This is a genomic window from Microbacterium sp. ISL-59 (assembly GCF_018613945.1).
Lineage (GTDB): Bacteria > Actinomycetota > Actinomycetes > Actinomycetales > Microbacteriaceae > Microbacterium > Microbacterium oxydans_B.
This window is the reverse complement of sequence record NZ_JAGGPG010000005.1, coordinates 75,878-100,536: the sequence shown is the minus strand read 5'-3', so window position 1 is coordinate 100,536 and position 24,659 is coordinate 75,878. Positions and strand designations below refer to the sequence as shown.

23 protein-coding genes are annotated in these 24,659 nt (G+C 70.0%); 8 read left to right on the top strand and 15 right to left on the bottom strand.

All coding sequences use genetic code 11. The annotated features are described in order from the left end of the window. Window positions 1–15: 15 nt before the first annotated feature. From J7E45_RS16840 to J7E45_RS16820, 5 genes are read left to right on the top strand one after another with little or no spacing between them, the layout of a single operon-like run. Complete coding sequence (locus tag J7E45_RS16840) at window positions 16–414, top strand: cytidine deaminase (protein WP_029262551.1); 399 nt, start codon at window positions 16–18, stop codon at window positions 412–414. Next, window positions 411–1,703, top strand: coding sequence for a thymidine phosphorylase (locus J7E45_RS16835; RefSeq protein WP_215070856.1), 1,293 nt, complete (start codon window positions 411–413; stop codon window positions 1,701–1,703). Before J7E45_RS16840 ends, J7E45_RS16835 begins: the two co-directional genes overlap by 4 nt. A 50-nt stretch (window positions 1,704–1,753) precedes the next feature. Continuing rightward, a complete protein-coding gene (locus J7E45_RS16830; RefSeq protein WP_215070852.1) occupies window positions 1,754–2,869 on the top strand; it encodes an adenosine deaminase in 1,116 nt (371 codons plus the stop codon). A gap of 2 nt (window positions 2,870–2,871) precedes the next feature. Next, a complete protein-coding gene (locus tag J7E45_RS16825; RefSeq protein WP_215070849.1) occupies window positions 2,872–3,987 on the top strand; it encodes a polysaccharide deacetylase family protein in 1,116 nt (371 codons plus the stop codon). A gap of 26 nt (window positions 3,988–4,013) precedes the next feature. Further along, complete coding sequence (locus J7E45_RS16820; RefSeq protein WP_215070846.1) at window positions 4,014–4,880, top strand: PfkB family carbohydrate kinase; 867 nt, start codon at window positions 4,014–4,016, stop codon at window positions 4,878–4,880. A 3-nt stretch (window positions 4,881–4,883) separates the two neighbouring features. Here J7E45_RS16820 and J7E45_RS16815 read toward each other — a convergent pair whose 3' ends face one another. The 10 genes from J7E45_RS16815 to J7E45_RS16770 all read right to left on the bottom strand — a co-directional run bounded on the left by J7E45_RS16815 (window position 4,884) and on the right by J7E45_RS16770 (window position 14,421). After that, window positions 4,884–5,630 (bottom strand): alpha/beta hydrolase, encoded by a 747-nt coding sequence (locus J7E45_RS16815; protein WP_308162172.1) that lies wholly within the window; start codon window positions 5,628–5,630, stop codon window positions 4,884–4,886. A 9-nt stretch (window positions 5,631–5,639) separates the two neighbouring features. Further along, window positions 5,640–6,605, bottom strand: a complete 966-nt coding sequence (locus J7E45_RS16810) for an SDR family oxidoreductase (RefSeq protein WP_215070843.1) — start codon at window positions 6,603–6,605, stop codon at window positions 5,640–5,642. After that, window positions 6,605–7,555 carry a bile acid:sodium symporter family protein gene (locus J7E45_RS16805; protein ID WP_167635366.1) on the bottom strand — a complete coding sequence of 317 codons (951 nt, stop codon included), beginning with the start codon at window positions 7,553–7,555 and terminating at the stop codon, window positions 6,605–6,607. The genes J7E45_RS16810 and J7E45_RS16805 overlap by 1 nt, the downstream gene beginning before the upstream one ends. Beyond that, on the bottom strand, window positions 7,552–8,844 hold the full coding sequence (locus J7E45_RS16800; RefSeq protein ID WP_215070840.1) for an NAD(P)/FAD-dependent oxidoreductase: 1,293 nt from the start codon (window positions 8,842–8,844) through the stop codon (window positions 7,552–7,554). Before J7E45_RS16800 ends, J7E45_RS16805 begins: the two co-directional genes overlap by 4 nt. An 86-nt stretch (window positions 8,845–8,930) precedes the next feature. Continuing rightward, entirely contained in the window at window positions 8,931–10,088 is a 1,158-nt protein-coding gene (locus J7E45_RS16795; RefSeq protein WP_215070837.1) for a mannitol-1-phosphate 5-dehydrogenase, read from the bottom strand. After that, complete coding sequence (locus tag J7E45_RS16790) at window positions 10,085–10,519, bottom strand: PTS sugar transporter subunit IIA (RefSeq protein ID WP_167635363.1); 435 nt, start codon at window positions 10,517–10,519, stop codon at window positions 10,085–10,087. Before J7E45_RS16790 ends, J7E45_RS16795 begins: the two co-directional genes overlap by 4 nt. Further along, the gene (locus J7E45_RS16785; RefSeq protein ID WP_215070834.1) at window positions 10,516–12,147 is read right to left on the bottom strand and encodes a PTS mannitol transporter subunit IICB; all 1,632 of its coding nucleotides are present in this window, start codon (window positions 12,145–12,147) and stop codon (window positions 10,516–10,518) included. Before J7E45_RS16785 ends, J7E45_RS16790 begins: the two co-directional genes overlap by 4 nt. Continuing rightward, window positions 12,144–13,829 (bottom strand): phosphoenolpyruvate--protein phosphotransferase, encoded by a 1,686-nt coding sequence (gene ptsP / locus J7E45_RS16780; RefSeq protein ID WP_215070831.1) that lies wholly within the window; start codon window positions 13,827–13,829, stop codon window positions 12,144–12,146. The genes J7E45_RS16785 and ptsP overlap by 4 nt, the downstream gene beginning before the upstream one ends. Then, window positions 13,826–14,107: an HPr family phosphocarrier protein gene (locus J7E45_RS16775; protein WP_091030758.1), complete on the bottom strand. Its 282-nt coding sequence runs from the start codon at window positions 14,105–14,107 to the stop codon at window positions 13,826–13,828. The genes ptsP and J7E45_RS16775 overlap by 4 nt, the downstream gene beginning before the upstream one ends. Then, on the bottom strand, window positions 14,104–14,421 hold the full coding sequence (locus J7E45_RS16770) for a hypothetical protein (protein WP_215070828.1): 318 nt from the start codon (window positions 14,419–14,421) through the stop codon (window positions 14,104–14,106). The genes J7E45_RS16775 and J7E45_RS16770 overlap by 4 nt, the downstream gene beginning before the upstream one ends. A 166-nt stretch (window positions 14,422–14,587) precedes the next feature. On the opposite strand from J7E45_RS16770, the gene J7E45_RS16765 reads away from it, so the two are divergent. Next, window positions 14,588–16,510: a PRD domain-containing protein gene (locus J7E45_RS16765; RefSeq protein ID WP_215070825.1), complete on the top strand. Its 1,923-nt coding sequence runs from the start codon at window positions 14,588–14,590 to the stop codon at window positions 16,508–16,510. Between the two features lie 10 nt (window positions 16,511–16,520). Here J7E45_RS16765 and J7E45_RS16760 read toward each other — a convergent pair whose 3' ends face one another. The 3 genes from J7E45_RS16760 to J7E45_RS16750 are packed head-to-tail and all read right to left on the bottom strand — an operon-like array spanning window position 16,521 to window position 19,290. Further along, window positions 16,521–16,784 carry an HPr family phosphocarrier protein gene (locus J7E45_RS16760; RefSeq protein ID WP_215070822.1) on the bottom strand — a complete coding sequence of 88 codons (264 nt, stop codon included), beginning with the start codon at window positions 16,782–16,784 and terminating at the stop codon, window positions 16,521–16,523. Window positions 16,785–16,786: 2 nt separating this feature from the next. Then, window positions 16,787–18,460, bottom strand: coding sequence for a phospho-sugar mutase (locus J7E45_RS16755; RefSeq protein ID WP_215070819.1), 1,674 nt, complete (start codon window positions 18,458–18,460; stop codon window positions 16,787–16,789). After that, window positions 18,457–19,290: a purine-nucleoside phosphorylase gene (locus J7E45_RS16750; protein ID WP_215070815.1), complete on the bottom strand. Its 834-nt coding sequence runs from the start codon at window positions 19,288–19,290 to the stop codon at window positions 18,457–18,459. Before J7E45_RS16750 ends, J7E45_RS16755 begins: the two co-directional genes overlap by 4 nt. A gap of 48 nt (window positions 19,291–19,338) precedes the next feature. Here J7E45_RS16750 and J7E45_RS16745 point away from each other — a divergent pair, with 48 nt between their 5' ends. Further along, entirely contained in the window at window positions 19,339–20,787 is a 1,449-nt protein-coding gene (locus tag J7E45_RS16745) for an NAD(P)H-quinone dehydrogenase (RefSeq protein WP_029262532.1), read from the top strand. An 85-nt stretch (window positions 20,788–20,872) separates the two neighbouring features. On the opposite strand, the gene J7E45_RS16740 is transcribed toward J7E45_RS16745, so the two are convergent. Next, window positions 20,873–22,639 carry a biotin carboxylase N-terminal domain-containing protein gene (locus J7E45_RS16740; RefSeq protein WP_215070812.1) on the bottom strand — a complete coding sequence of 589 codons (1,767 nt, stop codon included), beginning with the start codon at window positions 22,637–22,639 and terminating at the stop codon, window positions 20,873–20,875. Window positions 22,640–22,717: 78 nt separating this feature from the next. Beyond that, window positions 22,718–23,356, bottom strand: a complete 639-nt coding sequence (locus J7E45_RS16735) for a nucleoside triphosphate pyrophosphatase (RefSeq protein ID WP_215071091.1) — start codon at window positions 23,354–23,356, stop codon at window positions 22,718–22,720. A gap of 23 nt (window positions 23,357–23,379) precedes the next feature. On the opposite strand from J7E45_RS16735, the gene J7E45_RS16730 reads away from it, so the two are divergent. Then, window positions 23,380–24,627: a TRAM domain-containing protein gene (locus J7E45_RS16730; RefSeq protein ID WP_215070809.1), complete on the top strand. Its 1,248-nt coding sequence runs from the start codon at window positions 23,380–23,382 to the stop codon at window positions 24,625–24,627. Window positions 24,628–24,659: the final 32 nt, after the last annotated feature.

The window sequence follows — 24,659 nt, the reverse complement described above, 5'->3', positions numbered from 1 at the left end:
AGGAAAAGTATCGCAATGACAGACATCGACTGGGACGAACTGCGCCAGGTCGCCACGGATGCCATGACGAAGGCGTACGCGCCGTACTCGCGCTATCGCGTGGGGGCGGCGGCCCTCGTCGGCGACGGTCGCATCGTCGCCGGCTGCAACGTCGAGAACGCGTCCTACGGCGTGACCCTGTGCGCCGAGTGCGCCCTCGTCGGCGATCTGCACATGTCGGGCGGCGGCCAGCTCGTCGCCTTCGTGTGCGTGAACAACGACGGACAGACGATCATGCCGTGCGGACGCTGCCGTCAGCTGCTGTTCGAGCACGCGATGCCGGGCATGCTGCTGGAGACGGTCTCCGGCATCCGCACGATCGACGAGGTGCTGCCCGATGCATTCGGGCCGCGCGACCTGGAGGAAGCACGATGACTGTTGAGCCTTTCGACGCGGTGGACGTGATCCGCGCCAAGCGCGACGGCGGTGCGGTCCCCGAGGCGGCGCTGCGGTGGATGATCGACGCGTACACCCGCGGCTATGTCTCCGATGCGCAGATGGCCTCGTTCGCGATGGCGATCTTCCAGCGCGGGATGGAGCGTGATGAGATCCGCGTGCTGACCGACGCGATGATCGCGTCGGGGGAGCGGATGAGCTTCGCCTCCCTCGGCAAGAAGACCGTCGACAAGCACTCCACCGGCGGTGTCGGCGACAAGATCACCCTTCCGCTCGCTCCGCTGGTCGCGTCGTTCGGCGTCGCCGTTCCCCAGCTCAGCGGTCGCGGACTCGGCCACACCGGCGGCACACTCGACAAGCTCGAGTCGATCCCCGGCTGGCGCGCCGCCCTCAGCAACGAGGAGATGTTCGCGCAGATGCAGGGCGACGTCGGTGCGGTCATCTGCGCCGCGGGCTCGGGTCTCGCGCCCGCCGACAAGAAGCTGTACGCCCTCCGCGACGTCACCGGCACGGTCGAGGCGATCCCGCTGATCGCGTCGAGCATCATGTCGAAGAAGATCGCCGAGGGCACCGACGCGCTCGTGCTCGACGTGAAGTTCGGCTCCGGCGCCTTCATGCAGGACATCGACCGCGCCCGCGAGCTCGCGCGCACGATGGTCGCGCTCGGCACCGACTCCGGCGTGGCGACCACCGCGCTCCTCACCGACATGAACGTGCCGCTCGGACTCGCGATCGGCAATGCCAACGAGGTCCGCGAATCCGTCGAGATCCTCGCCGGCGGCGGCCCCGCCGATGTCCGCGAGCTGACCCTCGCCCTGGCACGGGAGATGCTCGCCCTCGCCGGACAGCCGGATGCCGACGTGGAGGCCGCGCTCGACGACGGCCGCGCGATGGACACCTGGAAGGCGATGATCCGCGCCCAGGACGGCGACCCCGATGCGGCGCTGCCGACCGCGCGGGAGACGCACGTCGTGACGGCCCCGGCCGACGGTGTGATGACGCGCATGGACGCACTGCCGTTCGGCATCGCCGCCTGGCGACTCGGAGCCGGTCGCGCCAGGGCCGAGGATCCGGTGATCTTCGAGGCGGGGATCGACCTGCACGCCAAGCCCGGTGACCGCGTCGTCGCGGGGCAGCCGCTGTTCACCCTCTCCGCTGCCGACGACGCACGCTTCGGCCGGGCTCTCGATGCTCTCGAGGGCTCGTGGGAGATCGGCGACGAGGCTCCGGCCACCGGTCCCATCGTGCGCGAGCGCATCACGGCGTGACGCGCGACCGCTAGCCTGAACTGAGCACATCCGCGACCGAGAGGATCACCATGTCGATCGATGCGAACGGCGACGTCACGCTGCAGGGCGTCTCCCTGCGGAGCCTCCCGAAGGTGTCGCTGCACGACCACCTCGACGGCGCTCTGCGCCCCTCGACGATCCTCGAGCTCGCGGACTCCATCGGCCTCGAGGTCCCGGAATCCACGCCCGCAGCCCTCGGAGAGTGGTTCGCGAAGCAGAGCGACTCCGGTTCCCTGGTCGAGTACCTCAAGACGTTCGACCTGACCACCGCTGTCATGCAGACCCAGGAGGGACTCACCCGCGTCGCGCGCGAGTTCGTCCAGGACCTCGCAGCCGACGGTGTGGTCTACGGCGAGGTGCGCTGGGCTCCGGAGCAGCACCAGGCGCAGGGCCTCACGCTCGAGCAGACCGTCGAAGCCGTGCAGCAGGGCATCGAGGAGGGCGAGGACGCGGCGGACCGTGACGGTCGCAGCATCCGCGTCGGCCAGCTCATCACGGCGATGCGCCACACCGACCGTGCCCGGGAGATCGCGGAGCTCGCGGTCGACTTCCGCGGTCGCGGCGCCGTCGGCTTCGACATCGCCGGCCCGGAAGACGGCTTCCCGCCGTCGAACCACCGCGCGGCTTTCGACTACCTCGCCGACAACTTCTTCCCGGTCACCGTGCACGCGGGCGAGGCCGCAGGTCTCGCCTCGATCCGATCGGCGCTGATCGACGGTCGCGCGCTGCGCCTGGGCCACGGCGTGCGTATCGCCGAAGACCTCCAGGTCGTCACGCAGGAGGGCGACGAGGTTCAGGTGCAGTTCGGCGATCTGGCCCGCTGGGTGCGCGACCGTGAGATCCCGCTCGAGCTCTCGCCGTCGTCGAACCTGCAGACCGGTGCGATCGCCGCGTGGGGCGACACCCTGGCCGACCACCCGTTCGACCTGTTGTACCAGCTCGGATTCGCGGTGACGGTGAACGTCGACAACCGCACGATGAGCGCCACCTCGCTGACGCGCGAGCTCGCCCTGCTCGTGGAGACGTTCGAGTACGACCTCGACGATCTCGAGACGTTCCAGTTCAATGCGGCTGCGGCCGCGTTCCTCCCCGTCGAGGAGCGGGAGGAGCTCGTCGAGTTGATCGCCGAGGGATTCGACATCTGACCGTGGCTTCCGGGGGGAGGCGGCGCGGGGGCGTCGCGGGCATCATCATCGCGGCGGTGATCGTCGTCGTGGGCGGAGGCTTCACGGCATACGTCTGGCTGAACCACGCACCGGCCGAGGCCGAAGCGAAGCCGACACGGACGCCGACGCCGGTCGTGACCCCGACGCCGCTGACACCGGCGGAGCAGCTCATCGCGGATGCCGATGATCCGCTCGCCTGCGCGGTGACGTTCACGGGCGAAGGGGTTCCGGCCGACCCCCAGCTGCAGCGGCAGGACGGTCTGTACCAGGCACTCCCGATCCCGGCGGTCGCCGGCCGCGTGTTCGCCGGCTGGTACGCGACGGCGGCGGATGCTGCGGCCTACACCGTCGCCGCGCGGGTCAACGGTGCGGACCCCGTCGTCTGCGACCAGCAGCAGGTCGAGCTCTTCGCCGCCTGGAAGACGCCGGAGCAGAACACGGCCGAGGGCGTGCAGGTCCCGATCCTCATGTACCACCAGTTCACGGCGAATCCTGAGGGCGAGTCCGGGTGGCTGCGCGGGAACTACGCGTACATCGGCGACTTCGACGCGCACATGAACCACATCGCGACGACGGGCTTCTACCTGCCCACCTGGGACGAACTGAGTGCCTTCATCGACGGTCGGCTCTCGCTGCCCGCGCGGAGCGTGATCATCACGGACGACGACGCCGACCAGACCTGGTTCGACCTCGGGGCCCCCGTCGTGGCAGCGCACAACCTGCTCGCAACCTCCTTCATGGTGACCGCCTACCGCTCCGACCCGCCGCCGTCGATCCACGTGCTGCGCCGCTCGCACACGCACGACATGCACAAGGCGGGCGACAACGGCGACGGCCTGATGGTGAACTGGACCGCGGATCAGATCGCCGCCGACCTCAACCTCTCCGGCGACACTCTGGGCGTTCGCGAGGTCATCGCGTATCCCTTCGGGCACTACAACGACACCGCCAAGCAGGGTGTCACGCAGGCCGGCTACGAGATGGCGCGGACGATCGAACCCGGGTTCGTGACGATCGGCACCGACAAGCTCGCCCTCCCCGTGGTGCGCATCGACTACGGCATGGGCCTCGACGCCCTGGTGTCGCGTATCGGCTGACGGCGTCGGGACGGCAGGATGGTCGCATGCCCGACTCCGTCTTCATCGCCGGTCCCGCGTCATGGAACACGATCGTCGTGCTCGATCGACTTCCCGAGCCGGTGCCCCACATGCAGTTCGCCGAGGAGACGTGGGCGACCGTCGGCGGCACGAGTGCCGGCAAGGCCCTGAGCCTCGCCGGGCTCGGGCGTGCGACGCAGCTCTATGCTCTCGCCGGACCCGATGAGGAGGGCGACCGCGTGCGTGCGGCCCTCGACGGTGCGGGAGTGCGAGTGCGCTGGGGTCAAGGAACCACCGAGCGGCATCTGAACCTCATGACCCGCGAGGGAGCCCGGGTTTCGCTGTACCTGTCGTCGCCGGACGCGACCACGGGCGAGGACGACGCGTGGGTGCGCGAACGGATGGGGGAGGCGGGCGCGATCGTGCTCGACCTCGCTGCCGAACCGCGGCGGCTCCTGCCGGTCGCGCGCGAGACGGGCGTCCCGATCTGGGTCGACGTGCACGACTACGACGGTGAGGCCGAGTTCCACCGCCCGTTCCTGGCGGCGGCGGATGCCGTGTTCTGCAACGCGGATCGCCTTGCAGACCCGGTCGCGTTCCTGCACTCGCGTATCGCCGCCGGTGCCTCACTCGCCGTGTGCACGCTCGGGGCGGAGGGCGCGGTGGCCGTGGATGCAGAAGGAATCGAGTACCGGGTGGCCGCGGTGCCCGTCGAGGTCATCGACACGAACGGTGCGGGCGACGCCTTCCTCGCGGGCGTGCTCGACGCGCGCCTGGACGGGGCGGGAGTCGGCGCGGCACTCGAGGCGGGCGCCCGGACAGCCGCAACCGTTCTCCGGACGCGTCACCTGCATCCGTTGCTGGATGCGGCCGTCGGCTCGGCGGGGGAGTGAACGTCAGGGCGCGAGCGGCGCGAGGAACTCTTCGGTGAGGCGCGTGACCTCGTCGTGCATCTCGTCCGTCGAGATCGTCGGGGTGCCGTCGCCGTCCTGCGGGCCGTAGTCGCCGAAGGACGCGTGCGATGCGCCGTCGATCTCCACCATCTCGGCATCGGCGGGCAGTAGATCCCGCGCGTCGGCGATCTTCTCCGGAGTGGAGAGGCCGTCTTCGCTGCCGGAGAGGCTGAGGACGGGAAGCCCGCTCTCCGACACATCGGTCGCGCAGTACGACCCGAACAGCACGAGCGCGTCGGCATCCGCGGCGAGCTGGCAGGCGCGGACGCCGCCCAGCGAGTGTCCGCCGACGCCCCAGACATCGATATCGGGCGCGGCCGAGGTGAAGGCGTCGAGTCCGCGCGGGTCGAAGAAGGCCAGGTTCAGCCAGGGGCGGGTGATCACGACCGTGGTTCCCTCTTCGGCGAGCCCCTGGAGGATGGCCGCGTAGGCCCACGGGTCGACCTTGGCGCCCGGGATGAAGACCAGGCCGAGATCCGAGTCGCCGTCGGCGGGGGCGAGCACGATGCCCTCGTCCGCGTCGGTGACCGTGATCGCGGGGTTCTCCCGCACGCTCGCGAGCGGTTCCGGCTCGGCGGCCATGACACCGATCTGCGTGTACGCGACGACGCCGACCACCGCCAGCACCAGCACGATCGCGAGACTCCACAGCACACGTTTCAGGACCCGGCGGCCACGCTTCTTCTGCACGGATCAACGCTACCCCGCGTCGACGCCCTTCCGAGCGACGGCTGAGTGCGTACGGAGGTACTCCTCGAAGGCCTCCCGCGTGGTGCGGCGCGGCGTGTAGCCGAACACTTCCTTCAGTCGGCGATTCGCCAGCACCGGGCGGTACCGCAGGAACGGGACCTTCTCCGGTCCGTGCGGGGTGAGCCGCAGCATCCGTCCGATCCGCAGCACGCTCGACAGTGCCCACGCGGGCAGCACGATCTGCGGTTTGCCGAGACGAGCAGCGATCTCCGGCACCGTCATCCGTCCGTCGCCCGCGACGTTGAAGATGCCCGCGGGGCCGTCGGTCGCCGCCCGCACCATCGCGGCCGCCACATCGTCCACCCAGATGAACACGAAGGGCGACTCCGAGCCGGAGATGCGAAGGATCCGCCGGCCGTCCCAGAGCGCGGTGATCTGGTTGCGCACGGTCGGACCGAGGATCGTGCCGATGCGGAAGATCACCTGGTCGAGCTCGGGGTGGGTACGCCGGTGCTCGGCCAGCATCTCCTCGACCAGCCGCTTGTGCCGGGCGTACGGGAACGCGTCGTTGCCTCGAAGCGGCTGGTCCTCGTCGATCCACTCCGGGTTGTCCGGGTGGTATCCGTACGCCGCCCCGGAGCTGGAGACCACTATGCGCTGCACGCCCGTCTCGACGCACGCGGCGAGGACGTTCGCGCTGCCGGTCACATCGACGCGGTACTCCAGGTCGACGTCGTGACCCGGGTTCACGATTGCCGCGAGGTGCACCACGGTGTCGATGCGGTGCTGCCGCAGCACGGGAGCGATCGCCGCGGCATCCGTCACGTCCAGCGTCGCATCGATGACGCCCGCGCGGGGTGCGCCCGCTCGCAGGTCCGCGGCGACCACGACCTCGACGTCGTCACGGGCCGCGAGGGCTTCAGCCACGTGCGAGCCGAGGAAGCCGCTGCCGCCCGTGATCAGCACCCGGGGCATCAGGCGGCCTCGACGGTCGTGCGGCCGCTCGCGTCGCCGGTGCTCGAGCCCGTGCGCTTCCTGGTGTGCCGTGCCCAGAGTCCGGCCAGGACGAGGCCGGCGACGATGTCCCAGATGCCCCACCAGCCGGCCACGATCGCCATGCCGCCGAGTCCGTCGAAGAACAGGAATACCAGGCCGAGCCCGAGGCCGGCGTTGCGGATGCCGACTTCGAACGTCATGGCCTTGCGCTCGCGGGTGCCGAGTCCGCCGACCACCGCTGTGCCGTAGCCGAGCGCGAGCGCCACCGCGTCGTGCACCGCGACCACCAGCAGGATGATGCCGAGAACCTGCACGAACACCGCCCAGTTGCCGACGAGCGCGGCGATGATGAAGCCGAGCAGCGCGATCAGGCTGAACCACTTCACGAACGGCTGCACGCGGGCGCTGAAGCCCGGTGCCTTGGCGCGCAGGAGCAGACCGACGGCGAAGGGGAGACCGACGATGAGGAAGATCTCCAAAAGCATCCGCCACGGGTCGAGCGTGATGTCGCGCAGCAGAGTGCGGGCGGTCGGATGCAGCGAGGCCCAGAACGTGATGCTCAGCGGCATCGCGACGATGTAGATGAGGTTTCCCACCGCCGTGAGCGACACCGAGAGGGCGACGTTGCCGCCGGCGCGGTGGGTCAGCACCTGCGAGATGTTCCCCGGAGGGCAGCAGGCCACGAGCAGCATCCCGAGCGCCATCGACGGCGGAACAGGGAGCACGAGTGTGAGCAGGAACGTCGCGATGGGCAGCAGGAGCAGCTGGGCGAGGATCGCGATCGCGAACGGTTTCGGATGCTTCGCCACGACGCGGAAATCGCTCGGCGAGGTGTCCAGCGCGATGCCGAACATGATGAGACCGAGGACCACGTTGAGGATCGTCAGCGTGCCGGGCGTGAACGAGAGCACGACATCGTCGACGTTCATGCCGAGGCCTCCAGTGCGCGCTTCTCATCCCGTACGGCGCCCCGGTAGGCATCCTTGTTCACGTAGTACGCCATCCGGTCGAGGCCCAGGTAGTGATAACCGCCCGTCAGATCCGGCCACGACGTTCCGGTGACCCGGTCGCGGAAGCGGGCGGCCCGCGCGGGGTCGGTCTCGGCGGCGTCGAGGTAGGCGGCGAGCAGCTCGGCCTGCTCGTAGCGGCCCTGCCAGCCGATGCCGGACGCCTCGATCATGCCCATCACGTAGAGCCCGTTGAAAGAGGCGGGGAAGACATTCAGGAAGAGCCGTGGCGAGGCTCCCTGCCAGTGCAGATGCTCGCGGTCGACGAACGGATAGTCGAGGGTGTAGCCGGTGGCGAGCAGCACGAGATCGTACTCGTCGGCGCTGCCGTCGCGGAAGTGCACCGTGTGCCCGTCGAAGCGGTCGATGTCCGGGCGGATGCGCAGGTCGCCCTGGCCCAGGTGGTTGAGGATCAGGGTGTTCACGATCGGATGAGACTCGTAGATGCGATAGTTCGGCTTCGGGAACCCGAATCGCACGGGGTCGCCCGTGAACGCCCGCAGGACGCGGCTGTCGACCGCCTGCTTGATGCGCGCCGGCAGCGGGCGGCCCTGGTTGAGGGTGTCGCTGGGCTTGCCGAACAGGTAGCGGGGCACGAAGTAGTACCCGCGTCGCACGCTCATGTCGACGGACACGGCGTGATGCACGGCATCCACGGCGATGTCGCAGCCCGAGTTGCCGGCGCCGATCAGCAGCACCCGCTTGCCGCGCAGCTGCTCCGGCGACTTGTAGGCGCTGGTGTGCAGCAATTCGCCCGTGAAGTTCCCGCGGAACGTCGGCACGTTCGGCTCGGCGAGGGTTCCGTTGGCGAGGACGACGCCGGCGTACCAGCGCGTGTCCGTGCCGTCGGGGCCGGAACTGGTGAGATCCCAGCCGCCGTCGGCAGGCTCGAGGCGCGTGACGCGCGTGTGGAACCGGAACAGGCCGGTGAGCCCGAAGTGGTCGGCGAAGTCGTCGAAGTACTCCTTCAGCACCCGGTGGCCGGGGTAGTCGACCCGCGAGCGCATCGGGAACTCGGCGAACTCGGTCGTGGTGCGCGACGAGATCAGATGCGCGGACTCGTACATCGTGCTGCGGGGGTTGGTGATGTCCCAGAGGCCGCCCACGCTGTGGGAGGCCTCATAGCCGTCCACGGCGATTCCGCGCTTCTGCAGCGCGCGCGCCGCGGCCAACCCCGATGGACCCGCGCCGATCACGGCGTATCTGTTCATGCTGCTCCCCGCACGTCAGTGTGCTCGAAAAAACGCCCCCGCTCACCGATCGTAATGGGTGGGCGGGGGCGTCGAGTTCCGCGAGGTCAGGCGGCTCCGAGGTGCTGCTGACGCGCGGCGACGGCCTCCCGGATGGCGGTGAACAGCGGATGCTCGGGGTCCAGGCTCGTGGTGCGGGCGGTGAACGCGGCGGGCTCCTCCGTGCGCAGCAGCTGCTGGAGCTCCGCCGACTGCTCGTCGGCCGGATCGTCGAACTCCAGTGCCGCCGACACGGCCGCCACGAGAGCCGCGGTCGGCAAGCCACGCTCCGCGGCCATCGCAGCGGGCCCGACGAAACGCTCGTGCCGTGAGATCTTGCGCAACGGCTGCCGTCCCACCCGCTGCACCGTGTCGACGAGCGCGGGATTGCGGAACCGCTCGAGGATCTTGGCGCGGTACGCCGCGAGGTCGGCGGGGTCGAGCCCGTGCTCGGCGACCAGCACGGCTGAGGTCTCCTCCAGCGCCGCCGAGACGCTGGCCGCGATGGCGGGGTCGGCCAAGGCATCCGAGATCCGTTCGATCCCTGCGCGGGCGCCGAAGTAGGCCGTCGCGGCGTGCCCCGTGTTCACCGTGAAGAGCTTGCGCTCGATGTACGGCGCCAGGTCGTCGACGAAGTGCGCGCCGGGGATGGCCGGCAGCGCTCCGCCGAACGGACGCGATTCGATCGCCCACTCGAAGTACGGCTCGACCGTGACGTCGACCCCGCCGTCTGCGGGCTGTGCCGGCACGATGCGATCGACAGCCGTGTTCGCGAAGACCGCGCGGGCGAGCAGCACCTCGGCATCCGCTCCCGCCGCCGTCGCGATCTCCTGGCGGAGCAGGTCGGTGGCTCCGATCGCGTTCTCACACGCCATCACCTGGAGCGGTGCGGCATCGGGGGAGCGGAGCGCGAGTCCGGCCACGATCGACGGTGCCACGAACCGCAGCACGGTGGGCCCGACCGCGGTCGTGACCACATCGGCCGTCGCGACCTCCTCGGCCACGGCGGCGGGATCCGTGCGGCTGTTGACAGCCCGGAAGCCGGTGACGACGTGATCGGTCCCTCCGGGGCCGGCCTCGTGCACGGTGTACGAGTCGACCGCGTTGATCGCGTCGACCAGGGCGTCGGCGACGTCGGAGAACACGACCTCGTACCCGCCCTGGCGCAGCAGCAGACCGACGAACCCGCGCCCGATGTTGCCCGCCCCGAAGTGGACCGCCTTCATCCCTCGTTCACCTCCGACAGGAGGGCGTAGAGCTCCTCCGGGGTCTGCGCCGCCGAGAGCCGCGCGACGTCGTCCTCCTCGGAGAACAGGATCGCGATCCGGGACAGGATCTCCAGGTGCTCGTCACCGATCCCGGCGATGCCGATCACGAAGGTCGCGGGATCGCCTGCCCAGTCCACACCGCCGTCGTAGCGGACGACGGACAGTGCCGAGGCGAGGATGGTGTCCTTCGCGTCGTTGGTACCGTGCGGGATCGCGAGACCGTTGCCCATGAAGGTCGACACGGTCTCCTCGCGCTGCCGCATCGCGTCGACGTACGCGGGGGTCACGGCTCCGGCGGCGACGAGGATGTCCGTGGCCTCCTGGAGCGCCTCGTCTCGCGTCGCACCGCCGGGGTGGATGCGGACCTGGTCCGGGGTGAGAACGCTCATTCTTGTTCCTTTCGCTGTGCCCGCACCATCTCGACGACCTCTTCGTAGCGGGGCGAGTTCATGAAGTTGTCGACCGACACGTGCACCGAGTTCGGCGACTTCGCCGCGGCGCGCTCGGTGAGCTGCTGCTGCGTGATGACCACATCGGCGGTGCCGTCGAGGTTCGCGATCGCCTGGTTGGTGACGTTCACGTCCTCGATGCCCGCCTTCTTGAGCTTGTTGCGCAGGACGCTGGCGCCCATCGCGGACGAGCCCATACCGGCGTCGCACGCGAACACGATCCGCTCGATCGGCGCGGTGGCGACGGCGGTGGTGCTCGGTGCGGACGTCTCCGCCGCCGACGAGCCCGTGGACGTGCGCAGCGCATCCATCGCGGCGGACGACTTGCCCTTGTTCGCCTCGGTCTGCGCGATCGCGGCACCGAAGGTGTCGCCCTCGGCCTCGAGGTCGCGCTTGCGGGAGGCCCGCAGGATCACGCCGGTGATGAGGAACGTCACGGTGGCGGCGATGAGGACCGACAGGTACACGACCAGGAGGTTGGGGACGCCCGCACCGACGGCCGCGACGGTCACGGCGATGATGCTGCCGGGAGCGGCCGGGAACACGAGCCCGCCGTTCAGAAGCATGTTCGTGGTCACGCCGGCGGCACCACCCGCGATGAGCGCGAGGATCGTGGTCGGCTTGCTCAGCGCGTACGGGAAGTAGATCTCGTGGATGCCGCCGAAGAACTGGATGATCGCCGCGCCGGGGGCCGACGCCTTCGCGACGCCGACTCCGAAGAAGCTGAACGCCAGCAGCAGACCGATACCGGGGCCGGGGTTCGCCTCGATGAGGAACAGGATCGACTTGCCGGCCTCCGAGGCCTGCTCGAATCCGAGCGGGGTGAACACGCCGTGGTTGATCGCGTTGTTGAGGAACAGTACCTTCGCCGGCTCGACGATGATCGACACGAGCGGCAGCAGCTGCAGCGCCACGAGCCAGTCGACGGCGGCACCCAGCGCGGCGCTGATGCCGAGCATCACCGGACCGAAGGCGAAGAAGCCGAAGATCGCGAGAAGCATCCCCAGGATGCCGGCGGAGAAGTTGTTCACCAGCATCTCGAAGCCGGGACGGATCTTGCCGTCCCAGATCCGGTCGACCTGCTTCATGATCCAGGCCGCGAGCGGCCCCATGATCATCGCGCCGAGGAACATCGGGATGTTCGTGCCGACGATCACGCCCACGGTGGCGATGGAGGCGACCACACCGCCGCGGTCGCCGTAGACCATCCGGCCTGCGGTGTTGGCGATCAGCAGCGGGAGCAGGTAGGTCACCATCGGACCGACCAGGCCGACGTAGGCGAGGATGTTGCCGTCGGCGGTCTCGGCGACCGATGTCATCGCGCCCTGCCACCCGATGATGACGGAGTCGCCGCCGCCGCCGAGGATCTCGGACACCCCTTCCCAGTGCCAGCCGAAGGGGCTCTCGGCACCGAAGAAGCCTCGGGGAATGAAGAGCATCGTGATGAAGCCCCAGGCGATGAAGGCGGCGATGTTCGGCATGATCATGCCGGAGAGGAACGTGCCGAAGCGCTGTACTCCTACGCGGAGGCCGCCGGGTTTGGTCGCGGCAGGTGACGTCGTCGTCATGATGTCGTCTCTTTCTTGTGAAGGGGGAGTGCCGCGGCGAGCGTCGCCACGGCGGTTCGGGCGGAGGGGGCATCGTCGGCGGCCAGGGCGGCCTCCGCGAGGCTCCGCGCCTCGGACGGGGTGCGTTCGGAGAGCGCGTGTCGCACATCGGCCAGCGCCGAGGGAGCCATCGAGAGACTCGTGGCACCGAGCCCGACGAGCACGACGGCGAGGAGTGGATCTGCTGCAGCCTCGCCGCAGATTCCGACCGGTTTGCCCAGGCGGGCACCGGCGTCACCGACCTCGCGCACCAGACGAAGCACGGCCGGATGCCAGGGGTCCTGGAATCCGGCGACCGAGCCGAGCATGCGGTCGGCCGCCATGGTGTACTGCGTGAGGTCGTTCGTGCCGATCGAGGCGAAGTCGGCGTGCGCGAGCACCCGGTCGGCCAGCAGGGCGCTCGCCGGGATCTCGACCATGACCCCTGCGGTCTGCAGTCCGTACTCGCGGGCGAGCCCCGTGAAGTAGATCGTCTCCTCGACGGTGGCCACCATCGGAGCCATCACCCACAGGTCGGCGTCGGTCTCGGCGTCGGCTTCGGCCAGGGCGGTCAACTGCTCGCGCAGGATGTCCTCGCTGGCGCGCAGCGCCCGGAGGCCGCGCAGTCCCAGCGCCGGATTCTCCTCGTGCGCGTCGTTGAGGAACGCCAGCGGCTTGTCGGCGCCCGCATCGAGCATCCGGACCACGACCTTCTTACCGGGAAAGGCGGCCAGCAGCTCGCGGTACGACTCCCGTTGCTGAGCGATGGTCGGCGCCTGTGCCGAGGAGAGGAACATGAACTCCGTGCGGAACAGCCCGACGCCCTCGGCCCCCCGAACGACCGCATCGGCCGCGTCTGCAGGCTTCCCCAGGTTCGCGAGCAGTGCGACAGGCGTGCCGTCGGCGAGGGCGCCGGGAGTGGGAGGAGCGGTGTCGGCCGACTGGCGAGCGGCGGCGCGCTGAGCTGCGCGGTCCTTCTCGTCCTCCGTCGGCTCGCGGGTGACCACGCCGCTGGCGGCATCGACGATCACCGTCTCGCCCGTGACGAGCGGCGTGCCGACTCCGACACCGACGATCGCGACGATGCCCTTCTCCCGCGCGAGGATCGCGGTGTGGGAGGTCGGTCCGCCGTCGGTCGTGATCAGGGCGAGCACCTGATCCAGGTCGAGGAGTGCGGTGTCGGCCGGAGCGAGGTCACGGGCAACCAGGACGAACGGGTGCCCCGGGTTCGGAACACCGGGCGCATCGACGCCGCGGAGATGCGCCAGGACGCGCTGGGCGATGTCGTCGAGGTCGGCGGCGCGCTCGCCGAGGTAGCCGCCGACGGCCTCGAGCGTGGCGCGGAACCCCGCGAAGGCATCGTGCACGGCCCATTCCGCCGTCGCCCCGGCATCGATCCGGGTGTCCACCTCGTCCTGCAGCGTCGGATCCTCGGCGATCATCGCCTGCGCTTCCAGCACCTCCTGAGCGGCGCCGCCTGCCGCCTCACCGCGTTCGTTGAGCTCGCGGGCGACCGTCGCCACCGCCTCGTGAACGCGCGCGCGCTCGGCTTCGGCGCCCGCCGTGCTCGGCGTGTTCTCCGGAGCCGGCATCGCCTCGGCCATGCGGACGACCGGTCCCTGGGCCACACCCAGACCGATGCCCACCCCGCGCAGCTCGCTCATCCGGCGGCGTCCTGGTCATGGTCGGTGGTGAGGAGCTCGGTGAGCGTGTCCAGCACGCCTTCGGCTCCCTCGCCCTCGGCCGTCAGCGTCACGTAGTCGCCGTACTCGATCGCGAGCGCGATCACGCCGAGAATGCTGGCGGCGTTGACCGGTTTGCCCGAGTCCTTCGCGATCGTCACGGCGAGGCCCGAGTCCTTGGCCGCCTGTGCGAAGAGCTTCGCGGGGCGGGCGTGCAGTCCGTGGGAAGAGCCGATCCGGACGGTGCGGGTGGCGGTCATGATGTTCCTTTCGGGGTGTCGCCGGCGGCGGCGAGGATCGATCGGGCGAAGTCGAGGGTGCGGGAGCCGTCACGGTCGGTGAAGACGTCGTCCGGCAGCACGGCGACCGGCGCTTCCACGCTGCGGCGCATCGACTCGAGCCGGTCACCGAGATGCGGACCGACGAGGACGAGGTCGTGGTCGGAGCCGGCGACGGAACTCTCGGTGCCCGCCACGGCATCCCAGCCGAGACCGGCCGCTGCTGCCGCTGTGCGGAGCCGCAGCGCGACGAACGTGCTCGACGCACCGGCGCCGCACACCACGAGGATCCTCATCGATTCCCACCTTCCTGAGAACAGTCTGGGAACCGGGAGGGGTGCCGCACCAACAGGTTCCTTTCCGCCCCTGCGGAACCCCGGTTTCCGCCCGGGGATGCCGGCATGCTGACATCATGGAGACCACGTCGAGACAGTGCGGTCACCAAGCGGGAAGGGGAGGATCATGTCGCGCCAGCGTCAGGACCAGCTCCTCACCGCCCTGCTGCGCCAGGAAGGGTGGGCGACGGCTGCCAGCCTCGCCGATCTGCTCGGGGTCACGCCCCGCAGCATCCGGTCGTACGTGGCAGCGCTGAACGCGCGGACCCCGGGGGCCGGCGTGATCGAGTCCGGCCCGGCCGGGTACCGCGCAGGATCCGGTGCCCGCGGTGCGCTCCGGATGCGTCAGACCGGCGAGTCCGCTCCCCGCGATCGGCTGCACACTCTGGTGCGGCTGCTGCTCGACGAGCCCGCCGGGATAGACGTGTTCGACACGGCCGACGAGCTGCACGTGAGTGAGGCGACTCTCGAGGCGGACCTGGTGCGGGTGCGCAGCCTGCTCGACGGCACCGAACTCGCGCTCGAGCGCGACCGGGAGAGGGTGCGACTGCGGGGGAACGAAGCCGCTCAGCGGCGCCTGCTCAGCAGGCTCGCGCATGACGAGATGGACGACGCCTCCTTCCACCCCGAGACCTTCCGGCGCGCCCTGTCGCGGTCGGCGGTGGCCGCCAGCGCGGTCGGTCCGTTCAAGACATCGCTGGTGCGGGAGCTCGGCGAGCTCGGCTACTACGTGAACGAGCTCGCGATCGCCGACGTGCTGCTGCACATCGCGATCGCCGCCGAGCGGGTGGCCGCGGGGCACGCCCTCGAATCGTCGCCGGCGGGTGCCCGGGAGGAGATTCCGCGGGTGGGCGCCGTCATCGCCCGGCTCGCCGCCGAGCACTTCGACGTGGCCCTCGGCGACGGCGACAGCGGCCACCTCGCCTCGCTGGTCCTGACCCGCATCGTCGCGCCGGGAGAGGATGCGACCCGGGAGGTCGCGCGCAGCGGTGTGGATCCGGCCGTCGAAGCCGCGGTCCGGGCGGAGATCGCGCGCGCCGCCGAAGACTTCCAGGTCGATCTCGTGGACGAGACCTTCGTCCTCCGACTCGCGCTGCACGTGCAGAACCTGCTGCGGCGGGCCGAGGAGAGCGCGCTGACGCGCAACCCGCTCACGCGCTCGCTCAAGACGACGTATCCGATGATCTTCGAGGTGGCGGTGTCGATCGCGAGCGGACTCCACGATCGCGTCGGCACGCCCATCCACGATGACGAGATCGCGTACATCGCCATGCACGTCGGCGGGCGACTCGAGCGCAGTCGCAAGGCGGAGTCGATCCTGACCGCCACGATCGTCTGCCCCGGGTACCAGGAGTTGCACGAGCTGCTGCGCTCCAGCGTCGACCGCTCACTCGGCTCTGCGATCGAGGTCACGACCGTCGTCACGAACGTGGATCCGGACTGGGCATCCTTCGACACCGACCTCGTCCTGAGCACGATCGAACCGGGGGATGTGGGTGACCGTTTCGTCCGCATCCAGCCGTTCCTGACGGATACCGACGTCGACCGCATCCAGCAGGCCGCCGCCCGCGTCCGACGCGGGCGACGCCTCACCCGCCTGCGCGGCGAACTCGCGCGCTACTTCCTGGCCGACGCCTACGTCTTTCCCCTGCAGGATGAGGGGGAGGAGACGATCATCCGCCGCCTCGGTGGGCTCCTCGTGCAGGCGGGGCTGATCGGCGAGGACTACATCGAGAACACGATCGTGCGTGAGCGGATGTCGTCGACCGCCTTCACCGATGCGCTCGCGGTGCCGCACGCGCTGCAGATGACGGCGACCCGCACGGCCATCGCGATCGGCGTGGCGGACGGCTCGGCCGCGTGGGGCGACGGACGTGTGCAGGTCGTCGCGCTCGCCGCGTTCAGCGAGAGCGATCGGGCGGCGTTCCAGACCGTGTTCGAGCAGCTGGTCGAGGTGTTCAGCGAGCGCGAGAGCGTGCAGCGCATCGTGCGCAGGGGCACCACGTTCGAGGCCTTCCTCGACGAGCTCGTCGCGGTGATCGACGGCTGATCCGCGAGGCTCACTCCCGCGGTGCGAGCACCTCGGCGAGCTGATCCAGGATGTCGTCCGCGGTGCCGGAGGCCGCCGTCTCGAGCACGACCGCGTCTCCGGACGAGATCCCCAGGTCCATGACCGCCAGCACGCTACTCAGGTCGACGGTCGTGCCGTCGGCGGTGCGCAGGGTCACCGGGGCGTGGTGCGAGTGCGCGAGTCGCACGAGCTCGGCCACCGGCCGGGCATGCGCGCCGTTGTGCGCGCTGACGATCAGGCGTCGGGTGGGCATGCTCAGGAGCGCTCGTCGAGCAGGGCGCGCACTCCCGCCTCGAGCTCTGCCACGGCACCGCGTGCTGCTTCGGCGGAGTCCGCTCGGGCGTCGATGTAGACCTTGAGCTTCGGTTCGGTGCCGCTCGGCCGGACGATGACGCGCGAGCCGTCGCCGAGGCGATACCGCAACACGTCACCGGAGGGCTGTCCCGGTGCCGCCTGCAGCAGGTCTTCGGCCGAGGTGATGGTGCGTCCGGCGATGTGGGTCGGCGGCAGCGAGCGCAGCGAGAGCATCACGTTGCCGATGACGGCGAGATCCTCGACCCGCACCGAGACCTGGCCGCTGGCGAAGTGCCCGTATGTCTCGCCCAGCTCATCGAGCAGATCGATGAGCGTGGCCCCGCGGTCTCGCGCCTCGGCGGCGAGGCCGAGCACGGCGATCGCCGCAGAGACCCCGTCCTTGTCGCGCACCGTCTCGGGGTTCACGAGGTAGCCGAGCGCCTCCTCGAACCCGAAGACGATGCCGGGGGCGCGGGAGATCCACTTGAATCCGGTCAGGGTCTCGTGGAAGTCGAGCCCGTGGTGCGCAGCGACAGCTCCCAGGCCGGGCGACGATACCAGCGAGCAGGCGAGCGAGGCTCCCGGGGTCCCGGCCGCGGCGCGGGCGGCCCTCGCGCCGAGCAGGAGTCCCACCTCGTTGCCCGTCAGACGGCGCCAGCCGTCCGCGGCGGAATCGTCGGGAACAGCGACCGCCAGGCGGTCGGCGTCGGGGTCGTTGGCGAGGATGAAGTCCGCTTTCACACGGCGGGCCCGCGCGAAGGCGAGGTCCATAGCTCCCGGCTCCTCGGGGTTCGGGAACGAGACGGTGCGGAAGGTCGCGTCGGGCGTCAGCTGCTCGTCGACGACGAACGGCTGGGGGTAGCCGGCGTCCCGCACGATGCGCGACAGCGTCTCCCAGCCCACCCCGTGCATGGCGGTGTAGACCCACCGCATGCCGGAGGAGCCGGCGGGTGCGGGAGCCACGGCCGCGGTGGCCGCGATGTACGCCTCGACGACATCCTCGCCGGCGGTCTCGTAGGCCGTGGAGCGGGGCAGCGCCGCCACGGAGCCGGTATCGGCCGTGCGCTGGATGTGCGCGGCGATCTCGGCATCGGCGGGGGCGACGATCTGCGAGCCCTGGTCGGCGCCGCCGAGATACACCTTGTAGCCGTTGTCGTTCGGCGGGTTGTGGCTCGCGGTCACCATCACGCCGGCGTCCGCGCCGAAGTGACGGACGGCGAAGGCCAGCACGGGCGTCGGCAGCAGGCGGGGCAGCAGGATGGCGCGCAGGCCGGCGCCGACGAACAGCTCGGCCGAATCCGTGGCGAACACGCGGGAGTTCCGGCGTCCGTCGTAGCCGATCACGACGGTCGGAGTGTGCCCTTCCGCCGCCTTCTCGCGCAGGTAGGCGGCGAATCCGGCGGCCGCCTGCGCCACGAGCACGCGGTTCATCCGGTTGCTTCCGGCACCGAGCTCGCCGCGGAGGCCGGCGGTGCCGAACTCGAGGCGCGCGCGGAACCGGTCGTCGAGTTCCGCGACGGCGGCGTCATCCCCGCCGGAGGCCCGCGTGATGAGGCCGGCCAGCTCGTCGCGGGTCTCGTGATCGGGGTCCTGTCGCAGCCAGGCGCGCGCCTGCGCGATCCGCTCCTCGCTCACAGCGCCTCGACCACCCTGGCCAGGAGCGCGGAGATCACCGGCTCGGCCTCACGCCCGGCCTCGATCACCTCGGCGTGGCTGAGCGGGGTCTGCTGGATCCCGGCGGCGAGGTTCGTGATGAGGGAGAAGCCGAGGATCTCCATGCCGGCCTCGCGGGCGGCGATGGCCTCGAGAGCGGTCGACATGCCGACGATGTGTCCGCCGATGTGCTTCGCCATCTGTACCTCGGCCGGGGTCTCGTAGTGGGGGCCGCGGAACTGGGTGTACACGCCCTCGTCGAGCATCGGATCGATGCTGCGCGCGACGTCGCGCAGGCGCTTCGAGTACAGGTCCGTCAGGTCGATGAAGGTCGCGCCCTCGAGCGGGGAGTCGGCGGTGAGGTTGATGTGGTCGCTGATGAGCACCGGCTGGCCGGGCGTCCAGGTCTCGCGGATGCCTCCGGCGCCGTTCGTGAGCACCATAATCTTGGCCCCCGTGGCGGCGGCGGTGCGGACGCTGTGCACGACGCGGCGCACGCCGTGGTCCTCGTAGTAGTGCGTGCGCGCGCCGATCACGAGGACGTTCTTGCCGCCGGGCGTGCGGATGCTGCGGAGCGTGCCGACGTGGCCCTCCAGCGCGGGCTTGGAGAACCCGGTGACCTCGGTGGCGGGGATCGTGGCGATGGTCTCGCCGATGATGTCGGCGGCCTTGCCCCAGCCGCTGCCGAGGGTGAGAGCGATGTCGTGATTCTCGACTCCGGTCAGACGCGCGATGTCGGTGGCGGCCTGTGCGGCGACCTCGAACGGGTTCGCGGTCGGGTCATCGAGAGGGTTGCTGTGCGTTTCGGGCATGGATCCACTCTAGGAAGGTGCAGGCTCCGGGGCCAGGATTGCGGAAGAATGGGTTGCATGTCTTCCACCACTTTCGAGCGCACTCAGCGCGTCGCCGTCCTCGGCGGCGGTCCCGGCGGTTACGAGGCGGCCCTCGCGGCCGCTCAGCTCGGAGCGGAGGTCACCCTGGTCGAGCGGGTGGGAGTCGGTGGATCGGCCGTCCTCACCGACGTCGTGCCCTCCAAGAGCCTGATCGCGACGGCCGATGCCGCGGTGGCCATCTCCGAGGCGAGCGACCTCGGCGTGAACTTCTACGCGAAGGGGGAGAACGGCAAGCCGCTCAAGCCCGAGATCGCGATCAACCTCGCCGCCGTCAACAAGCGTCTCATCGCGCTCGCCGGGCAGCAGTCCGAGGACATGCGTGCGACGCTGCTCGAAGCCGGCGTCCGAATCCTCTCCGGGCACGGACGGCTCGAAGGCCCCACCGCGATCGTGGTGTCGACGGGCGAGAAAGGCACGGACTTCGACCGCGTCGAGGCCGACACCATCGTCGTGGCCGTGGGGGCGTCTCCCCGTGAGCTCGATTCCGCGAAGCCCGACGGCAAGCGCATCCTCACGTGGACGCAGCTGTACGACATGAAGGCGCTGCCGGAGCACCTCATCGTCGTGGGCTCGGGCGTGACCGGCGCGGAGTTCGCCTCCGCCTACATGAACCTCGGTGCCAAGGTCACGCTCATCTCCAGCCGCGAGCAGGTGCTCCCCGGCGAGGACAAGGATGCGGCGAGCGTCCTGGAGAAGGTGTTCAAGCGCGGCGGCATGCAGGTGCTCTCGAAGTCCCGTGCCGACAAGGTCGAGGCCACGAAAGAAGGCGTGACCGTCACGCTGTCCGACGGCCGCACGGTCGAGGGGAGCCACTGCCTGATGGCCGTCGGCTCGATCCCGAACACCGCGGGGATCGGCCTGGAGGAGGCGGGCGTCGAGCTCGACGACTCGGGTCACGTGCGGGTGAACAAGGTCGCGCGCACCTCGGTGCCCAACGTCTACGCGGTCGGCGACTGCACGAACTTCTTCCCGCTCGCCTCGGTCGCGTCCATGCAGGGGCGCACGGCCGTCTTCCACGCGCTCGGCGACATCGTGATCCCGCTGGAGCTCATCAAGATCACCTCGAACATCTTCACCGCTCCGGAGATCGCGACGGTCGGATACGGGGTCAAGGACGTCGAGGACGGCGTCGCGGACGGCATGGTCTACAAGCTTCCGCTCGCGGCCAACCCTCGCGCCAAGATGATGGGCATCAAGGACGGCTTCGTCAAGCTCATCGCCCGCAAGGGATCCGGCACCGTCATCGGAGGCGTGATCGTGGCACCCAAGGCCTCCGAGCTGATCTATCCGATCGCCGTGGCCGTCGAGCGTCGCCTCACGGTGGACCAGGTCTCGCGGGTGTTCGCGGCATACCCGTCGCTCTCGAGCAGCATCACCGACGCCAGCCGGGCGATGCACCTCGTGAACATCTCCTGAGACGCAGGACGAGAAAGGCGCCCCACCTCGGTGGGGCGCCTTTCACATTTCCGGGACGCGGTCCCTGAGCTTCGTGTGCGAAGGATCAGCTGATCGTGAGCAGCTGGTGTCCGGCGGAGACCGTCAACCCGGCATCCGCGTTGATGTTGCCGATGACGCCGTCCTTGTGGGCCTGCAGCGGCTGCTCCATCTTCATCGCCTCGAGCACGACGACGAGGTCGCCCTTGACGACCTGCTGGCCGTCTTCGACGGCGACCTTGACGACCGTGGCCTGCATGGGCGACTTCACGGCATCGCCGGATGCGCCCGCGTTCGCCGTGGTGGCGTGGCTGCGACGCGACGGGGGTACGACGGCGGGGCGACCCGCAGTGCCCGGAGCGACGGCCACCCGGTCGGGCAGGCTCACCTCGAGGCGCTTGCCGGAGACCTCGACGACGACCGTGTGGCGCGACTCGCCGGCGGCCGGTGACTCGAGCTCACCGTCCCACGCGGGGATGTCGTTGACGAACTCGGTCTCGATCCAGCGGGTGAAGATGCTGAACTCGCCGTTCTCGGCCGTGAACGCCGGGTCGCGCACGACCTTGCGGTGGAACGGGATGACGGTGGGGAGACCGGCGACCTCGAACTCGTCGAGTGCGCGGCGCGAGCGCTCCAGTGCCTCGGCCCTGTCCTTGCCGGTGACGATGATCTTCGCGAGCAGCGAGTCGAACGCGCCCGAGACCGAGTCGCCCGCGGTGACGCCGGAGTCGAGGCGGATGCCGGGACCCCCGAAGGTCTTGAAGACGTGGATCGGGCCGGGCTGGGGGAGGAATCCGCGACCGGGGTCCTCGCCGTTGATGCGGAACTCGATCGAGTGGCCCTGCGGCTTCGGGTCGTCGTAGTCGATGGTGCCACCGGCCGCGATGCGGAACTGCTCGCGCACCAGGTCGATGCCGGTGACCTCCTCGGAGACCGGGTGCTCGACCTGCAGACGCGTGTTCACCTCGAGGAACGAGACCGTGCCGTCGGCGCCGATCAGGAACTCGCAGGTGCCTGCACCGACGTAGCCGACCTCCTTGAGGATGGCCTTGGACGCCGAGTAGAGCAGGTCGTTCTGCTCCGCGGTCAGGAACGGCGCAGGGGCCTCTTCGACGAGCTTCTGGTGGCGGCGCTGCAGCGAGCAGTCGCGCGTCGAGATGACGACGACGTTGCCCTCGGCGTCTGCCAAGCACTGGGTCTCGACGTGGCGCGGCTTGTCGAGGTACTTCTCGACGAAGCACTCGCCGCGCCCGAAGGCGGCGACGGCCTCGCGGGTGGCCGATTCGAACAGCTCGGCGACCTCGTCGAGCTCGCGGGCGACCTTGAGGCCGCGTCCGCCGCCGCCGTAGGCCGCCTTGATGGCGATCGGGAGGCCGAACTCCTTCGCGAAGGCGATGACCTCATCGGCTCCGGCCACGGGGCCGGGGGTTCCGGGGGCGAGGGGAGCGCCGACCTTCTCGGCGACGTGACGTGCGGTCACCTTGTCGCCGAGGGCTTCGATCGCCTCGGGCGACGGGCCGATCCAGGTCATCCCCGCATCGATGATGGCGCGGGCGAACTCGGCGTTCTCCGCGAGGAACCCGTAGCCGGGGTGCACGGCGTCGGCACCGGCGCGGCGGGCGATCGAGAGGATCTTCTCGATCTGCAGGTACGTCTCAGCGCTGGTCGAGCCGCCGAGCGCGTACGCCTCGTCCGCGAGACGGGAGTGCAGGGCATCACGATCCTGGTCGGCGTAGACGGCGACCGACGCGATCCCGGAGTCTCGAGCGGCGCGGATGATGCGTACGGCGATCTCGCCGCGGTTGGCGATGAGCACCTTGGCGATAGCAGGCATGGTTGCCAGCCTAGCGAGAAGGCACTCGATCCCTTTGACGACTCCCCACAAGAAAGAGGGGGAAACGTGGAGGGGAGTCTACGACCACAGGTCCGTCCACCGGACGCCGAGCTCTGCGGCCAGGCGCCGCACGGTCGACAGGGACATGCCCACCACGGTCGAGGGATCGCCGTCGACCCGGGTGATGAAGGCGCCGCCCAGGCTGTCGACGGTGAATGCTCCGGCCACGTGCAGCGGTTCGCCCGAGGCCACGTAGGCCACGATCTCGGCGTCGCTGACATCTGCGGCGAAGGTCACCGCCGCTTCGGCGACGGCGGTCGCCTCGACGGGCTCGGCGCCAGGAACGATCCGGAACACCGAGTGCCCGGAGTGCAGGATGCCGGTCGCGCCGCGCATCTCCTGCCAGCGTCGGGTGGCCTCTTCCGCGGTGTACGGCTTGCCGTAGACCCGCCCGCCGAGCGCGAACATCGAGTCACCGCCGATCACGAGACCGTCGAACTCGCCCGCCTCGGCGAGACTGCGGGCGACCGCTGCGGCCTTGGCGCGGGCGAGGAGCAGCACCAGTTCGGCGGGTGCGAGCGGGCTGCCGTGTTCGGCCTCGGCGGCCGCGGCTACGGCATCCTCGTCGACGTCCGGAGACAGGGTGAGTGGCTCGATCCCCGCCTGCCGCAGCAGCATCAGTCGAGCGGGAGACGTGGAGGCGAGGCAGACGCGCATGTCCACCACCGTATCCTCGAAGAATGACTTCCTCCGCAGCCGACGTGCTCGAACTCGACATCACCGGCATCGCACACGGGGGCACCTTCGTCGCCCGCCATGAGGGCCGCGTGGTCTTCGTCTCCGATGCGATCCCCGGGGAGCGCGTGCGCGCCAGGGTGATCGCCCCGCAGGAAGGGGCGGATGCCTCCACCCGCAGCTTCTGGCGGGCCGAGACGATCGAGGTGCTCGACGCCTCGGAGCACCGCCGCCCGCACATCTGGGCCGAGGCCGATCTCTCCCGTGATCCGGTGGACCGCCCGGGCGGAGCCGATCTCGGCCACATCGACCTCGGGCACCAGCGGGTGCTCAAGCGCCAGGTGCTGACCGAGGCGCTCGACCGGTTCGCGGGATCAGGCCTCGTCGCTCCCGAGATCGAGGCCGTCGATTCCGGTGACGGCACCGGCTGGCGCACCCGCGTCACCCTGCACGTCGATGAGTCGGGTGAGGTCGGTCCGTTCGCTGCGCGCAGCCACCGCGTGATCCCCGTCACCAGCTACCCGCTGTCCCGTCCTGCCATCGCCGAGGCCGCGCTCGCGCTGCACGGCGAGGCACCCGGACGCATCGAACTCGTCGAGCCCGCTGACGGCAAGGTCCGTGTCATCCGGCGGGAAGAGACCGAGCGGCCGGCGAAGGTCGCTCGCGGCTTCCGTCGCCGTCCGACACCGGAAGTGATCGAGGAAGTCGTCGGCGACCGCCGCTTCCAGGTCGATGCGACGGGCTTCTGGCAGGTGCACCCGCGCGCGGCGTCCGTGCTCGACGCCGCGGTCTACGGCGTGCTCGAGGGGCACGTCGACGAGCAGAAGACGCACTACGACCTCTACGGCGGTGTCGGGCTCTTCGCGGCGACGCTCGCCGACCTCGGCGGCACCGACATCGTCACGGTGGAGTCGAGCGCGCGGGCCACGCAGTACGCTGCCGCGAACCTCGCCCCGCTCGATGTGAAGGCCGTAACCGCGCGCGTCGATCGCTTCCTCTCCACGCAGAAGAGCGGTGGGCGCACCGGAGCGGTCATCCTCGACCCGCCGCGTGCCGGGGCCGGGCGCCAGGTCGTCGACGCGGTGCACGCCCTCGCGCCGGAGGCCATCGCATACGTCGCGTGCGACCCGGTGGCCCTCGCCAGAGACCTCGGGACGTTCCGTACCCTCGGGTGGAAGGTCGACCGCCTGCGCGGCTTCGACCTCTTCCCGCACTCGCACCACTTCGAGGTCGTCGCGCTCCTCACCCGGTGACCGATCCGGGCCGCCGCCGGGTACTCACTAGG